The 14759-nt window shown below is 70.3% G+C and carries 16 protein-coding genes; 10 read left to right on the forward strand and 6 right to left on the reverse strand.

Annotated features, from left to right (window positions below):
* The first annotated feature begins 120 nt into the window (after positions 1 to 120).
* On the forward strand, positions 121 to 429 hold the full coding sequence (locus tag DKM19_RS51590; protein ID WP_239514437.1) for a chorismate mutase: 309 nt from the start codon (positions 121 to 123) through the stop codon (positions 427 to 429).
* Positions 430 to 698: 269 nt separating this feature from the next.
* Here the strand turns inward: DKM19_RS51590 and DKM19_RS12655 are convergent, their stop codons facing one another.
* From DKM19_RS12655 to murA, 3 genes are all read right to left on the reverse strand, one after another.
* Complete coding sequence (locus DKM19_RS12655; protein ID WP_110695860.1) at positions 699 to 1229, reverse strand: RDD family protein; 531 nt, start codon at positions 1227 to 1229, stop codon at positions 699 to 701.
* Positions 1230 to 1578: 349 nt separating this feature from the next.
* On the reverse strand, positions 1579 to 3786 hold the full coding sequence (locus tag DKM19_RS12660; protein WP_110695861.1) for a transglycosylase domain-containing protein: 2208 nt from the start codon (positions 3784 to 3786) through the stop codon (positions 1579 to 1581).
* A 52-nt stretch (positions 3787 to 3838) separates the two neighbouring features.
* The gene (murA, locus tag DKM19_RS12665; RefSeq protein WP_089206137.1) at positions 3839 to 5155 is read right to left on the reverse strand and encodes a UDP-N-acetylglucosamine 1-carboxyvinyltransferase; all 1317 of its coding nucleotides are present in this window, start codon (positions 5153 to 5155) and stop codon (positions 3839 to 3841) included.
* 99 nt (positions 5156 to 5254) lie between these two features.
* Here murA and DKM19_RS12670 point away from each other — a divergent pair, with 99 nt between their 5' ends.
* A complete protein-coding gene (locus tag DKM19_RS12670; RefSeq protein ID WP_110695862.1) occupies positions 5255 to 5803 on the forward strand; it encodes a hypothetical protein in 549 nt (182 codons plus the stop codon).
* Here the strand turns inward: DKM19_RS12670 and DKM19_RS12675 are convergent.
* The gene (locus tag DKM19_RS12675) at positions 5790 to 7181 is read right to left on the reverse strand and encodes an amidase (RefSeq protein ID WP_110695863.1); all 1392 of its coding nucleotides are present in this window, start codon (positions 7179 to 7181) and stop codon (positions 5790 to 5792) included. The two genes, DKM19_RS12670 and DKM19_RS12675, sit on opposite strands and share 14 nt — an antisense overlap.
* Positions 7182 to 7388: 207 nt before the next feature.
* The gene (gene ybaK / locus DKM19_RS12680; protein ID WP_110695864.1) at positions 7389 to 7892 is read right to left on the reverse strand and encodes a Cys-tRNA(Pro) deacylase; all 504 of its coding nucleotides are present in this window, start codon (positions 7890 to 7892) and stop codon (positions 7389 to 7391) included.
* Positions 7893 to 8191: 299 nt separating this feature from the next.
* Between ybaK and hisD the strand changes: the two genes are divergently transcribed.
* From hisD to hisF, 8 genes are all read left to right on the forward strand, one after another.
* Positions 8192 to 9499, forward strand: a complete 1308-nt coding sequence (hisD, locus tag DKM19_RS12685) for a histidinol dehydrogenase (protein WP_110695865.1) — start codon at positions 8192 to 8194, stop codon at positions 9497 to 9499.
* Positions 9496 to 10566 carry a histidinol-phosphate transaminase gene (locus DKM19_RS12690; protein WP_110695866.1) on the forward strand — a complete coding sequence of 357 codons (1071 nt, stop codon included), beginning with the start codon at positions 9496 to 9498 and terminating at the stop codon, positions 10564 to 10566. The genes hisD and DKM19_RS12690 overlap by 4 nt, the downstream gene beginning before the upstream one ends.
* On the forward strand, positions 10563 to 11180 hold the full coding sequence (gene hisB, locus DKM19_RS12695; protein WP_089206131.1) for an imidazoleglycerol-phosphate dehydratase HisB: 618 nt from the start codon (positions 10563 to 10565) through the stop codon (positions 11178 to 11180). The genes DKM19_RS12690 and hisB overlap by 4 nt, the downstream gene beginning before the upstream one ends.
* A complete protein-coding gene (locus DKM19_RS50605) occupies positions 11177 to 11332 on the forward strand; it encodes a hypothetical protein (RefSeq protein WP_204358771.1) in 156 nt (51 codons plus the stop codon). Before hisB ends, DKM19_RS50605 begins: the two co-directional genes overlap by 4 nt.
* A gap of 7 nt (positions 11333 to 11339) precedes the next feature.
* Positions 11340 to 11972 carry an imidazole glycerol phosphate synthase subunit HisH gene (gene hisH / locus DKM19_RS12700; protein WP_110695867.1) on the forward strand — a complete coding sequence of 211 codons (633 nt, stop codon included), beginning with the start codon at positions 11340 to 11342 and terminating at the stop codon, positions 11970 to 11972.
* A 79-nt stretch (positions 11973 to 12051) separates the two neighbouring features.
* A complete protein-coding gene (locus tag DKM19_RS12705; RefSeq protein WP_110695868.1) occupies positions 12052 to 12393 on the forward strand; it encodes a hypothetical protein in 342 nt (113 codons plus the stop codon).
* 4 nt (positions 12394 to 12397) lie between these two features.
* Positions 12398 to 13120 carry a bifunctional 1-(5-phosphoribosyl)-5-((5-phosphoribosylamino)methylideneamino)imidazole-4-carboxamide isomerase/phosphoribosylanthranilate isomerase PriA gene (gene priA, locus DKM19_RS12710; RefSeq protein ID WP_110695869.1) on the forward strand — a complete coding sequence of 241 codons (723 nt, stop codon included), beginning with the start codon at positions 12398 to 12400 and terminating at the stop codon, positions 13118 to 13120.
* 228 nt (positions 13121 to 13348) lie between these two features.
* Positions 13349 to 14119, forward strand: coding sequence for an imidazole glycerol phosphate synthase subunit HisF (hisF, locus tag DKM19_RS12715; RefSeq protein WP_110695870.1), 771 nt, complete (start codon positions 13349 to 13351; stop codon positions 14117 to 14119).
* A gap of 35 nt (positions 14120 to 14154) precedes the next feature.
* On the opposite strand, the gene DKM19_RS12720 is transcribed toward hisF, so the two are convergent.
* On the reverse strand, positions 14155 to 14733 hold the full coding sequence (locus tag DKM19_RS12720; protein ID WP_162641453.1) for a Uma2 family endonuclease: 579 nt from the start codon (positions 14731 to 14733) through the stop codon (positions 14155 to 14157).
* Between the last annotated feature and the right edge of the window lie 26 nt (positions 14734 to 14759).

A 14759-nucleotide genomic window follows, 5' to 3' on the forward strand; every position in this document is an offset into this window, starting at 1 on the left:
GCCGACCTCGGCGGTGACCCCGCCCTGGCCGCCGCCGCGGTCGCCGCCGGTGCCGACGGCCTGCTCCTGTCTCCCGGCGCCACCGAGCAGGAGGCCCTCGCCGCCCACGAGGCCGTGAAGATCGTCGGAGCCGTCACCCGCAGGGAGGACCCCGACTCCCTGCTGACCGCCCGCGATGCCATCGACCGCGTCGACGCGGCCCTCGCCGTCCTCCTGGAACGCCGGGCCGAGCTCGCGGGCACCATCCAGCGGCTCAAGCCCGTCGGCGGCTTCGCCGGTCGCGACATGGACCGCGAGCGCCGCCTGGTCGCCGACATGGCCCGCCGGGCCCCCACCCTCGGTGAGGAACGTCTCGCCCTCATCATGAACGCCGTCATCGAGGCGGGCCTGCACCTCGCGGAGGAACGCATGACGACTCACCGGGGCTGAATTCGCCGCCGGTCATCCTGTGACGGTCAGCAGACCGGACGGGAGCGCCTTCGCCACCCGATGGCCGTCATCGAACGGGACGGCACGCGTGGCGATCCGGTCGAATCGCAGGAGGGCGGTCGAGCGCGACGTGGCCGACCTCACCGGCGCCGTCGGCCCAGGGGAAGCGGTCACAAGGGAAACCCGTCGGTCCCGTACGGCGGTGTGCGTGCCGTGGGGACCGACGGGTCACCTGTCGCGAAGGCCGATGCGGCCGCGGGACGTGTCGTTCAGTGGGGCATCCGTACGACGACGGTGTTCGCCACCTTGTCGTGCAGGCACTGCCTGAGCGGCTTGTCCCAGAACTGGGACAGAACGTTCACCAGGCTGAAGATGCCACCGATGAAGGTGAGGAGGGCATTGAAGGTGAGCAGCTGCGGTCCCCAGAGCACGGCGGTCCGCTTGAGGGCGGTCTCCGAGTCGAGCCCGCCCTGGACGCCGGCGCCCACCGTGGTGATGCGGATCTTCAGGAGCTTCTTGCCGAGGGTCTGCCCGTCCCGGGTGATCTGGAAGTACTCGTAGGCCCCGTAGATCACGAATCCCAGGATGGCCGAGACCAGCAGCCCGAGGAACGAGGCGGCGGGGAACAGCCCCGTGATGATCGGGGTGATGATGATCCGGACGACGACGCCCAGGATGATGCCGTCGATCAGGCGGGCAAGGAGACGCTCCCACCAGAAGGCCAGCTCGGGGAGAGGCGGCGGAGCGGCCTCGTAGGGGTTCTGGCCGTACTGGTTCTGGTAGGGGGGTTCAGCGGTCATTGACGTTCTCCACTTGCTCGCCCAGAGGGCTGTCGGTGTTCGGGGGGTGGATCGCTGTTCCAGGCCGGTGTCCGTCCGATCCTCCTGTGATCACCGCTTCGGCGGGACAGAAGGGAGACAGGCCAGATCGGAGCGCCGGTTTGCTGCTTTCCGGACAAGAACATACCGCCACGATCGGCGAATCGCTCCAGTATGCACCCGACCAACCCCGGAGTGTTATTTTTCCTTTGGGTTGAGTTTGATCCCTGTTTGGCCGGGGTCTGCGAGAGGGCACGCGGCAGGGTTGAGCAGCTCGGCGAGGGCGACGCTCCCTCCGCGTACGGCGTCCTCGCGTGCGGTGTTCCCGCGTTCAGCCGCGCTGCCCCATGTGCTTGCGCCGACCGGTGACGCGGTGCGCGCGCCCCTCGTCGCTGCGGCCCTCCTCCTCGTCCTCGCGGCGTTCGGCCTCCAGCGCCTCCTTCATGCCGGGGGTGAACCCGCCGCCGAACCGTCCCATGTCCGGGTGGTGGAAGGAGGTCGGGGAGACGTTGCGCAGAGCCCGGGTCATCGACGACACCCAGATCGGTCCCGGGAGAGAGGCGCCCTGGACCGCGCCGTAGTACTCGTCGCCGATCTGCACGCCGGTCAGCGGATGTTTGTAGGAGCCGCGGATGTCGCCCACGCTGACCGCGGCGGCCAGGTCGGGGGTGTATCCGGCGAACCAGGCGGAGGTGTAGCCGTTGTTGGTGCCGGTCTTGCCCGCCGCGTCGCGGCCGATGTCCTGACCCGTCATGGTGCCCTTGGTGAACACCCCGGACAGCACGTGGTTCACCGCGTCGGCCACGTCGCGCTCGACCGCCCTCTTGCAGCTCGGCCGGACCGCCACACGCGTGCCGTCCCGTTCGATGATGTCCATGATGGCCATCGGGCGGCAGTAGCGGCCCCGTGCGCCGAACGCGGCGAACGCGGCCGCCACCGTCAGCGGATCCATCTCGTTCACGCCGAGGGTGAAGGTCGGGACCTCACGCAGCGGGGTGCCGTCGGCGCGGGCGATCCCGAGCGCTCTGGCGGTCTTGACCACCGAGCAGAGGCCCACCCGCTGCTCCAGCATCATGTAGAAGATGTTCACCGACTTCCAGGTGCCGGTGTAGATGCTCTGCGGGCCGCCCGAGCCCTCGCCGCTGGCGTTGAAGATCTTGGCCGTGGGGGCGTTGACCTTGCGGCCGTTGCAGTTGGTGAAGCCCTGGCGAGGCACGAACATGCCCGGCGTCATGAAACCGTCGTCGAACCGCCAGCCCTTGCTCAGCGCGGTCGCCAAGGTGAACACCTTGAACGTGGACCCCGCCTGGAAGCCCTGGCCGCCGCCGTGCGCCACGTCCACGGGAAGGTTGAAGGTGGTGCTGGGACCGTTGTTGTCCTTGCCGGAGTCGCGGCCGTACTTCTTGCTCGCGGCCAGTGCCCTGATCCGTCCGGTGCCCGGCTCGACCATGGCCTCGGCCGCGACCTCGGTGTCGCGCTGGCCGACCCGCGAGGAGATGGCGCGTTGCGCGGCCCGCTGGTCCTGCGGGTCCAGGGTGGTGTGCAGTACGAGGCCGCCCCTGGCCAGGCGCCGCTCCCGCTCCGGACGGCTCGGGCCGAAGGCGGGGTTGGTCAGCAGCTCCCGATGGACGTAGAGGCAGAAATAGGGATAGGAGCTCTCGGCGCAGCCACCCGGCTCCGGCTTGAGATGGATGCTCAGGGGACGCCGCTTGGCGGCGGCGACCTTGGGCTGGGGGGCGTACGAGAGCTGGGCCATCCGGTCCAGGACGATGTCCCTGCGCTCCCGCAGGCGCTCACGACGCTGTTTGCCCAGCGACGGATCGGTCGAGTACGGCGCCCGCACCGCGCCGGCCAGCGTCGCCGCCTGTGACAGGGACAGTTTCGACGCCGGGATCGAGAAGAAGCGCTGAGCCGCGGCCTCCACCCCGAAGGCCCCCGCGCCGAAGTAGGCGATGTTGAGATACCGCTCCAGGATCTCGGCCTTGCTGTACTTCTTCTCCATCGCCAGCGCGTACCGCAGCTCGGTGATCTTGCGCTGGATGCTCGGCGCGCGGGCCTGGTCGCGCTCGTTGTCGCTCTCGGAGTTCTCGACCAGGATGTTCTTCACGAGCTGCTGGGTGAGCGAGGATCCTCCCTGCCGCACCTCGCCCGCCTGGGTGTTGGTCACCAGCGCCCGCAGCGTCCCCTTGATGTCCAGGCCCGCGTGCTCGTAGAACCGGGCGTCCTCGATCGCCACGATCGCGTCGCGCATGACCGGGGCGACCTGGTCGAGCTTCACGAGCGTCCGGTTCTGCTTGTAGAACTGGGCGAACTGCTTACCGCGCCTGTCCAGGAGCACGGTGCGCTGGGAGAGCGGGTCCTCGCGCGGGCTCGGTGGCAGGTCGATGAGGGTGGTCGTGACCTTGTTGGCGGTGAGCCCCACGGTGCCGACCAGGGGCAGCGCCGCCATCGCCGCCAGCAGCCCGCCGAGCACACCGCAGGTCACCAGCCCGCGCAGGCACGCGGAGGGCCTCCGTCTCTCCTCGCGTCGCAATGTCACGCATAGTAAGGTGCAACCGGGTGATCACCTACAAACACCCGATTGCGAATCCTTACCCGTCCTGCACCTTTTCTCTACTGATCTTCAGGCCCAGCGAGGCGAACTGCTCGAACGGCCGGTGGTAGCCCCGTTCGATGTGGTGCACCCCGCGCAGGGTGGAGGTGCCCTCCGCCGCGGCCGCCGCGAGCACGGCGGAGAACCCGGCCCGGATGTCCGGCAGGGTCACGTCGGCGCCGCTCAGCTTCGACACACCGCGAACGACCGCCGAGTGCTTGGCGTTGGTGTCGTGGTAGCGGCAGGCCGGACCGCCGAGGCACACGTCGAAGACCTCGATCTCGCAGCCCATCTTCTGCAGGGCGGGCACGTAGACGAGGCGGTTCTCGAACACCGTCTCGTGCAGCACCGACATGCCCTGGGCCTGCGTGAACAGCACCATCAGAGGCGTCTGCCAGTCGGTCATGAACCCCGGGTGGGTGTCGGTCTGCACCGCCGCCGCCCGCAGCCCGTTCGGCGCCGACGCCGACAGGTAGTCGTCGGTGATGTCCATCTCGGCGCCCATCCGGGCCAGGGTGGTGATCGCGGTGACCAGCCGGTCCTGCGGGCAGCCGTGCACCCGCACCTGCCCGCCGGTGATCAGCCCGGCCGCCAGGTAGGAGAACGCCTCGATCCGGTCACCGTTCAGCCAGGTGGACGCGCCGTGCAGGCGGTCCACCCCCTCGATCACGATGCGCCGGTCCGGGCTGAGCTCGATGCGCGCGCCCATGCGCTGCAGGAACAGGGCGAGCTCCACCACCTCGGGCTCCATGGCCGCGCCCTTGAGCACGGTCTTGCCCTCGGCCAGCACCGCCGACATCAGGATCGTCTCGGTCGCGCCCACGCTGGGGTAGGGCAGCTCGATGCGGGTCCCGCGCAGCCGCTTGGCCTTGGCGTAGATGCCGGTGTCGCTCACCTCGACCTCGGCGCCCATCGCGCGCAGCGCCTCGACGTGGAAGTCGACGGGCCTGCGCCCGATCGGGTCGCCGCCGACCAGCGGCACGAAAGCCTCGCCCGCCAGGTGCAGCAGCGGGCCCAGCATCAGGATGGGGATCCGGTTGAGACCGGTGAACGCCGCCGGGACGTGGGGATTGATCTGCGGCCCCTGGGAGATGACGATCTCCCCGGAGGTGATCTCCACGTCGATGCCGAGCGCCCGCAGCATCTGCGCGGTGATCCCGACCTCACCCACGTCGGGCGCGTTGTGAATCGTGCTCTCACCCATGCCGAGCATGGCGGCGACCATGTGCTTGGAGACGCCGTTCTTGGAACCACGCACCTCGACGTCACCGCGTAGCGGTCCGGAGGGTTCGATCAGCCATGCCTCTTCGTTCACTTGGACAGAGTAACTGGAGTCCATCGGAACCTCTGGTAGCGCCTGGCGAGCTGATAGGTAACATCGGGCACATCAACACAGAGGGTGAGGGGTATTACATTGCGGAACGCGCGTGACTTCGCTGTCACCGTGCTGGCACTGGGCCTGGCCGGGGTGATCGCCGGAGTCCTGTGGTCGCTCGCCGCGCCCCGTCCGCCGTACGTCATGACCAAGCAGGGCCCGATGCTGGCCGACCCCACCACCCAGGCGCTCATCGCGGCCGACGGCTGGTTCGTCATCATCGCCGGCGCCCTCGGCCTGGCGTGCGGTGCCCTCGGCTACAGCCTGTCGCGCAGGGGCCGTCCGCTCGCCGTGGTGCTGGGGCTGGCCGCGGGCGGCCTGCTCGGCTCGTACATCGCCCTGGTGGTCGGCCAGGCGGTCAACCTCGGGGCGGCGACGGTCACCGCCTCCGGGGCGTCCGCGTCCCTGATCGCCGGCCCGCTGAACCTGACCGCCCAGGGGGTGTTGCTGGCGTGGCCGGTGCTCGCCGTCGGGCTCTTCTTCGCCCTGGAGAGCGTCGCGGGCTACCGGGACTCGCCGCTGCGCCGTCCGTTCGGCGGGGAGGACCCCTACGGACCGCTGTCCGGCTACGACATCAGCGACAGGTAGGTCTGCGGGTGCCGTGCCCGGTGGCGCTCTCGAACGCGTGAGCCAGGCGCAGGACCTGCATGTCGGCGAAGGGGCGTCCGACGATCTGCACGCCGACCGGCAGCCCGCCGCCGGTGAACCCGCACGGCACCGACGCCGCGGGGGCGTGCAGCACGCTGATCCAGTAGGCGGAACGCATCCATGCCAGGTAGTCCGGCAGCGCCTGTCCGTTGATCTCCGAGACGTACGGCGCGTCCACCGGGAACGGCGGCACCTGGCTGACCGGGGCGATCAGGAAGTCGTAGGTGCGGAAGAAGTCGCCCATCCGCTGGTAGAGGCCGCTGCGCAGCCGTTCCGCGCGCGCCAGGTCGGCCCCGGTCACCTCGCGGCCCCGCTCGACGTTCCACCGGACGTTCTTCCCCACGCGGTCCTGGGGGAGGTCGCCGAAGGACGACGCGTAGTGCCAGGCCCGGTAGACGCGGAACGCGTCCTCGGCGTCCGACAGATCCAGGTCCACCCGTTCCACCCGCGCGCCCAGCCCTTCGAGCACGGCCGGGGCGTCCGCGGTGACCTTCGCCGTCTCCGCGTCGACCGGAAGCCCGCCCAGGTCAGGGCTCCACGCGATGCGCAGTCCGGTCAGGTCCAGCTCCAGCGGCTCGGCGAAGACCGCGCCGCTCTCGGTGATCGACAGGGGAGAGGCGGCGTCGAACCCGGCCACCGCGCTCATCATCAGCGCCAGGTCTTCGGCGGTGCGAGCCATCGGCCCCGATACGCCGAGGGTGAACCACGCCGCGATCGCCGACGGCGACGGCACCCGCCCCGGCGTCGGCCGCAGCCCTGCCACGTTGCAGAACGAGGCCGGATTGCGCAGCGAGCCGCCCATGTCGGAGCCGTCGGCCAGGGCCACCATCCCGGTCGCCAGCGCCGCGGCCGCCCCGCCGCTGCTGCCGCCGGCCGACTTCGACAGGTCGTACGGGTTGCGGGTGGCGCCGAACAGCTCGTTCACGGTGTGTGAGCCGGTGCCGAACTCCGGGGTGTTGGTCTTGCCGACGGTGATCGCCCCGGCCTCGCGCATCCGCCGGACGATCGGCGCGTCCTTGGCGGGAACGTGGTCGGCGAAGAGCGGTGAGCCATACGTGGTGCGGATCCCCGCGGTGTCCGTCAGATCCTTGTGCGCGACCGGCAGCCCGTGCAGCGGCCCGCGCCAGTGCCCCCGCGCCAGGTCCCGATCGGCCTCCCGGGCCTCCTCGCGGGCGCGTTCGGCCACCAGCGTGACGATCGCGTTGACGTCCGGGTTGATCTCCTCGATCCGGCGCAGGTGCGCGTCGAGCAGCTCGACCGCGCTGACCTCCCTCGCGCGCAGCAGCTTGAGCATCTCGGTAGCGGTCAGGTAAAACATCTGCTCCCCCGATCAGGTACGGCCTGCGCCGAGTCTCGCCGAAGGCCGTCGTTGAGCGCGCCGGCAACCTTCGCCAGGATTGCCCGGGATTCCCCGGGGAAACCCTCGGCGCCGCACACGGCGTCGACCGGACTCACCCGTGAGTTCTCTCCCCGAGACGACCCGGTCGGTGTCCCCGGGACAACGCGGTCAGGGCGCGGAGGGACTTCACTGGCCAGTCTTGCCGATGGGCGCGGTGATCGCCTGCGTGAGCCGTGCCAGCTCCGCGGGGGCGGTCTCGATCTGCAGCCCGCGCCGTCCGGCGGAGAAGTAGATCGTCGCGAAGTCCAGCGCGGAGGCGTCGATCACGGTCGGCAGGCGTTTGCGCTGCCCCAGGGGGCTGATGCCGCCCACCACGTAGCCGGTGACGCGTTCCACCTTGGTGGCGTCGGCCATCGCGGCCCGCTTGCTCTTCAGCGCCGCCGCGAACGCCTTGAGGTCCAGCTTGCCCGCGACCGGCACGACCGCGACGGCCAACCCGCTCTCCACCTCGGCCACGAGCGTCTTGAAGATCTGCTCGTACGGCACGCCGAGCGCGTCGGCCGCCTCCTCGCCGTACGCCTGCGCGTCGGCGTCGTGCTCGTAGGGATGAAGGGTGAAATCCACCTTGGCCTGGGTCAGCGCCACCGTCGCGGGGGTCCCCTGACCGCCTGTGCGCTTCGACTTACTCACGGCTGGCAGCTTACTCGTGACCGGCGGCGTGAGACATCGAATGGATCTACAACGTAAAGGAGTGCGCTCGCGCATGCGCGCTCCGAAGCCGGACCGAGCGCCTTTCTCCTCCGCCGGAGCGAGGGAAACGCCGTCGCCGAGGTGCGTCCGGACCCCTTCGGCGAGGCGAGGGAGTGCCGTTCCTAACTCTGCGCCTTTGAGTGAATACCCAATGTATTTTCCGCTGTTTAACGAAAGGATGAAGCGTCCGGATGGTGGACAAGATGAGACCGGGCGTCAACCCTCCGTAGACTGGGCGGGTGATTTCCCGTACCGACCTGCGTGGAGCCCTCCCCGAGGACCTCCATGGCGTGCTGCCCCGTGCCCAGCTCGACGTTGAGGCCGCCCTGGAGAAGGTGCGGTCGATCTGCGAGGACGTGCATCATCGCGGGATCGCGGCCGTACGAGAGTGGACCGCCAGGTTCGACGGCGTGGAGCTGGAGTCCACCCGTGTCCCCGCCGAGGCGATCACCAAGGCGCTGGAGGAGCTCGATCCGAAGATCCGGGCGGCCCTTGAGGAGTCGATCCGCCGCGCCCGCCTCGTCCACCGCGACCAGCGGCGCACCGACGTCACCACCCAGGTCGTGCCCGGCGGCACCGTCACCGAGCGCTGGGTCCCCGTCGAGCGCGTGGGCCTGTACGTCCCGGGCGGCAGGGCGGTGTACCCCTCCAGCGTGGTCATGAACGTCGTCCCCGCCCAGGAGGCCGGGGTCTCCTCCCTCGCGCTCTCCTCGCCCGCGCAGCGGGAGTTCGGCGGGCTGCCGCACCCGACCATCCTGGCCGCGTGCGCGCTGCTCGGGGTGGACGAGGTCTACGCCGTCGGCGGGGCCCAGGCCGTGGCGATGTTCGCCTACGGCACCGAGGAGTGCGCCCGGGTCGACATGGTCACCGGCCCCGGCAACATCTGGGTCGCCGCCGCCAAGCGCCTGCTCAAGGGCCGTATCGGCATCGACTCCGAGGCCGGGCCCACCGAGATCGCGATCCTCGCCGACTCCACGGCCGACCCGGTGCACCTCGCCGCCGACCTGATCAGCCAGGCCGAGCACGACACGATCGCCGCAGCCGTCCTCGTCACCGACTCCGTCGAACTGGCCGAGGCCGTCGAGCGGGAGCTGCCCCGCCAGGTCGCCGCCACCAAGCACGGCGAGCGGATCGCCGAGGCCCTGTCCGGACGCCAGTCGGGCATCCTCCTCGTCGACGACATGGAGGCCGGGCTGCGCGTCGTCGACGCCTACGCCGCCGAGCACCTGGAGATCCACACCGCCGGCGCGTCCGCGCTGGCCGCCCGGGTGCGCAACGCCGGAGCCATCTTCGTCGGCGCGTACGCGCCCGTCTCACTCGGCGACTACCTCGCCGGGTCCAACCACGTGCTGCCCACCGGCGGCTGCGCCTGCCACTCCTCCGGACTGTCGGTGCAGACCTTCCTGCGGGGCATCCACGTCGTCGACTACAGCCGTGAGGCCCTCGCCGAGGCGGCGGCACACGTGTGCGTGCTCGCCGACGCCGAAGACCTTCCCGCGCACGGCGCCGCCGTCCGTGCGCGTTTCGACTGGGAGATCCCCTCGTGAAGCTTGAGGACCTGCCGATCCGCGACGACCTTCGGGGGCGCACGCCGTACGGCGCGCCCCAGATCGACGTCCCGGTCAGGCTCAACACCAACGAGAACCCCTACGGCCCCTCCGCCTCCCTGGTCACCGACCTGGCCGAGGCGGTACGGCACAGCGCGGCCGGGCTCAACCGCTACCCCGACCGCGACGCCGTCGCGCTCCGCCAGGACCTGGCCGCCTATCTCGGCCATGACCTGACCACGGAGGAGGTCTGGGCCGCCAACGGCTCCAACGAGGTGCTCCAGCAGATCCTGCAGGCCTTCGGCGGCCACGGCCGCACCGCGATGGGCTTCGAGCCCTCCTATTCGATGCACCCGATCATCACCAGCGGCTCCTCGACCGAATGGATCTCCGGGGCGCGCGAGGACGACTTCGGGATCGACCCGGACAAGGCCGTCGCCGCGATCGAGGAGCACCGGCCCGACATCGTCTTCCTCACCTCGCCCAACAACCCGACCGGCACCGCGCTCGACCCGGCCGTGATCGCCAGGATCGTCCAGGCCGCGCCGGGCATGGTCGTCGTGGACGAGGCCTACTTCGAGTTCGCGCGCACCGGCACCCCGTCGGCGCTGGTCCTGCTGCCGGACCACCCCCGGCTCATCGTCACGCGGACGATGTCCAAGGCGTTCGCCATGGCGGGCACCCGCCTCGGCTACCTCGCCGCCGACCCGGCGGTGATCGAGGCGCTGCTCCTGGTCCGCCTGCCGTACCACCTGTCGACGCTCACCCAGACGGCGGCGCGCGTCGCGCTCGCCCACCAGACCGAGCTGCTCGGCACCGTCGACCTGCTGCGGGCCGAGCGGGACGCGACGGTGGAGTGGCTGCGCGACAAGGGGCTGACGGTCGCCGACTCCGACGCCAACTTCGTGCTGTTCGGCCGTTTCCCGGATAGGCACGCGGTCTGGCAGGGCATGCTTGAGCACGGAGTGCTGATCCGCGAGGTGGGCCCGCCGGAGTGGCTGAGAGTGTCCATCGGAACGGCCAAGGAGATGGCGGCGTTCCGCGCCGCCCTGGAGGGAACCCTGTGAGCAGTACCACCGGTGAGTTCGCGCCGCGCCGAGGTCGCGTGGAGCGTGGCACCAAGGAGACCTCGGTGCTGGTCGAGGTCAACCTCGACGGCACCGGGAACGTCGACGTGTCCACGGGTGTCGGGTTCTACGACCACATGCTGAACCAGCTCGGCAAGCACGGCCTGTTCGACCTGACCGTGAAGACCGAGGGCGACCTCCACATCGACTCCCACCACACGATCGAGGACACCTCGATCGCGCTGGGCGCCGCGTTCCGCGAGGCTCTGGGCGACAAGTCCGGCATCCGGAGGTTCGGCAACGCGTCCTGCCCGCTGGACGAGGCCCTCGCCCAGGTCACGGTCGACCTGTCCGGCCGCCCGTACCTCGTGCACAGCGAGCCCGAGGGCATGGCCCCGATGATCGGCCCCGACTACGACACGACGATGACCAGGCACATCCTGGAGTCGTTCGTCGCGCAGGCCGCCATCTGCCTGCACGTCCACGTCCCCTACGGCCGCAATGCCCACCACATCGTGGAGGCCCAGTTCAAGGCCCTGGCCAGGGCCCTGCGCGAGGCGTCCGAGCTCGACCCCCGCGCCACCGGCGTGCCCAGCACGAAGGGTGTGCTGTGAGCCAGAACTGGGCGGCCACGGCGATGGCCTTCATCGCGCTCTTCCTGGTGGGCGGGATCTTCTCGTTCTTCAAACAGGGACTGAAGAAGGGCGCGATACTGCTCGGCGCCCTCGCGGCCCTGGCGACGACGGCGGCGGTGCTCTGGTGGTGATGCCCCGATGGTGAACATAACCGTTCTGGACTACGGTTCCGGCAACCTGCGCTCCGCGGAACGCGCCCTGGCCCGGGTCGGCGCCAACGTCACGGTGACCTCCGACTACACGGAGGCGATGGAGGCCGACGGCCTCGTCGTCCCGGGCGTCGGGGCGTTCGCCGCCTGCATGACCGGGCTGCGCGCCGTACGCGGTGAGCGCATCATCGGGCGGCGCCTGTCGGCGGGGCGGCCGGTCCTCGGCATCTGCGTCGGCATGCAGATCCTCTTCGAGACGGGCGTCGAGCACGGCGTCACGACCGAGGGCTGCGGCGAGTGGCCGGGGACGGTGGAGCGCCTCGAGGCGCCGGTCCTGCCTCACATGGGCTGGAACACCGTCAAGGCGCCCGCCGACACCGTGCTGTTCGCCGGAATCGACCCGGACACACGCTTCTACTTCGTCCACTCGTACGGGGTGCGGACCTGGGAGCTCCAGGCGGGGCCGGGTTTCGACGACCCCCTGGTCACCTGGTCGGAGCACGGTGTCCCGTTTGTGGCGGCGGTGGAGAACGGCCCGCTGACGGCCACCCAGTTCCATCCCGAGAAGTCGGGCGACGCCGGAGCCCAGCTGCTCACGAACTGGCTCGGAACCGTCAGGTGAGCGCTCGGCAGGGCTTTCAGCCGGGTCCTCGGTCGAGCCTCTCACCGGTTCCCTTACCGGTCCTCTCGTGGGATCTCCCATGAGCAAGGAACGGGCCCGGCGCAGGGCCGAACGCGAGGCCGAGCAGGCACGCCAGGCGGCCCGGGTCGCCGAACGCGAGGCCAAGCTGGTGCGGCGCCGCCAGCGGGTCGGCAGGGTCACCGCCCTCCTGCCCGGCAGGCCCGTCCGGATCGCCTCCCAGGGCGGGATCATCGCCCGTCGCCGCCGCGCGCAGAACGGCGGCGTGGCGGTGCTTTTCATGATTGTCCAGGTGATCGCCTGGCTGCTGTGGTCCTCGTGGAGCGCGCGGTTCGGGGTCTTCGTCCTGTCGCTGCTCTTCGTACCGCTTATCGTCACCCTTGTCTTCGACCGGAGGTCCTGATCAGATGTCGCTAGAGCTGCTCCCCGCCGTGGACGTCGCCGACGGCCAGGCGGTCCGCCTGGTCCAGGGCGCGGCCGGCACCGAGACTTCCTACGGCGACCCTCTCTCCGCGGCGCTCGCCTGGCAGGAGGCCGGCGCCGAGTGGATCCACCTGGTCGACCTCGACGCCGCCTTCGGGCGCGGTACCAACCGTGATCTCCTCGCCACCGTCGTGGACGCGCTCGACGTCAAGGTGGAGATGTCCGGCGGGATCCGCGACGACGCCTCCCTGGAGGCCGCGCTGGCCACCGGCTGCCGCCGGGTGAACATCGGCACCGCGGCCCTGGAGAACCCGGCCTGGTGCTCCAAGATCATCGCCGAGTACGGCGACAGCATCGCGATCGGCCTCGACGTGCGCGGGACCACCCTCGCCGCCCGCGGCTGGACCCAGGAGGGCGGCGACCTGTGGGAGGTCCTCAAGCGCCTTGAGGGCGACGGCTGCCCCCGCTACGTCGTCACCGACGTCACCAAGGACGGCACGCTGCTCGGCCCCAACCTGGAGCTGCTCCGCGAGTTCTGCTCCCGCACCGACAAGCCGGTGGTCGCCAGCGGCGGCGTCTCCTCCCTGGACGATCTGCGCGCCCTGGCCTCGCTGGTCCCGATCGGCGTCGAGGGCGCGATCGTGGGGAAGGCGCTCTACGCGCAGGAGTTCACCCTCGAAGAGGCCCTTGCCGCGGTGAGATCGTAGGTTGCGGGGAGTCGCGGTCATAGGTCGCGGGGAGTCGCGGTCGTGGGTCGCGAGGGCGAGGGAAGCCGCGGTCGTAGGCTGCGGGAAGAGTCGCAGCCGTTGGTCACGAGCGCGGGAAGAGTCGCGGTCGTAGGTTGCGAGCGCGGGAGAGTCGCGGTCGTAGGTCGCGGTGGCCCGCCGCTGCCGGTCGAGGCGGAGGCGGAGGCCTGCCGTGGATGAGGAGCTTTGATGAGTGTCGCGGTACGAGTGATCCCCTGCCTGGACGTGGACGCCGGGCGGGTGGTCAAGGGCGTCAACTTCGAGAACCTCCGTGACGCCGGAGACCCGGTCGAGCTGGCCCGCCGCTACGACGCCGAAGGCGCCGACGAGCTGACGTTCCTCGACATCACGGCCTCCAGCTCCGACCGGTCCACGATGTACGACGTGGTCAGCCGGACGGCCGAGCAGGTGTTCATCCCGCTGACCGTGGGCGGGGGAGTGCGCTCGGTCGAGGACGTCGACAGGCTGCTGCGCGCGGGCGCGGACAAGGTGGGCCTGAACACCGCCGCCATCGCCCGTCCCGAGCTGCTGACCGAGGCGTCGCAGCGGTACGGCGCGCAGTGCATCGTGCTGTCGGTGGACGCCCGCCGGGTCGTCGACGGCCCGCCGACCCCGTCCGGTTTCGAGGTGACCACCCATGGCGGTCGCCGGGGCACCGGCATCGACGCGATCGAGTGGGCCCGCAGGGGCGAGGAGCTCGGCGCGGGGGAGATCCTGCTCAACTCCATGGACGGCGACGGCACCCGTGACGGCTACGACCTGGAGATGATCCGCGCCGTACGGCGGGCCGTGTCGGTCCCCGTGATCGCCAGCGGCGGTGCCGGCTCCCTGGAGCACTTCCCTCCGGCCGTCGAGGCGGGGGCGGACGCGGTCCTGGCCGCGTCGGTGTTCCACTTCGGCCAGCTCAAGATCGGCGAGGTGAAGGACACTCTTCGCCAGGCGGGCCACCCCGTCCGCTGACCCGGACGGTCACCCGGCATTTGAGAGCGCGGTGGTCAGGCGAGGGTGCCGGGGTCGATCGTCAGGGGAACGGGGCCGGGCAGGGTGGCGGTGGTGCCGGGCGCGATCGCGGCCACCTGCCGGTAAAGATCACCATCGAGCTGGTAGACGTCGATGACGAGGGTGTTCTGGTCGACGATCCAGTACCACTCGCATTTGGTCCGGGCGTATCGGCTCATCTTGGTGAGGCGGTCACGGTTGGAATTGGTGGACGTGACCTCCGCGAGGACCTCGATCTCGTGTGGTTCCACATAGAGATCGCTGTCGGTGTCACGGCGGAAGACGGCGATGTCGGGAGCGAACACGGTGTCGGAGTTGAGACGGTGGTTGACCGGGCCCTCCACGTCCAGGTCCAGACCGTCGGCCTGCAGGCATGCCTCGATGGCGTTGATGAGGCGCCGGGCGACGCGCTGGTGACGGATGGAGGGGGCGGGGGTCATGACGATGCAGCCGTCCTCAAGCTCGAAACGGCGGCCGAGGTCGCCGAAGTCGTGATGCATGAACTCATCCGCGCCCCAGTAGCGCGGAGCCCCCGAAGGCACCTCGTGGGGTTCGGACCCAGGCGCATCAGTCATGCCGACCACGTTAGTGCTTGACCGGG

Origin of the sequence: Streptosporangium sp. 'caverna' (genome assembly GCF_003203775.1) — a bacterium.
In the GTDB taxonomy this organism is placed as follows: Bacteria; Actinomycetota; Actinomycetes; order Streptosporangiales; family Streptosporangiaceae; genus Streptosporangium; species Streptosporangium subroseum.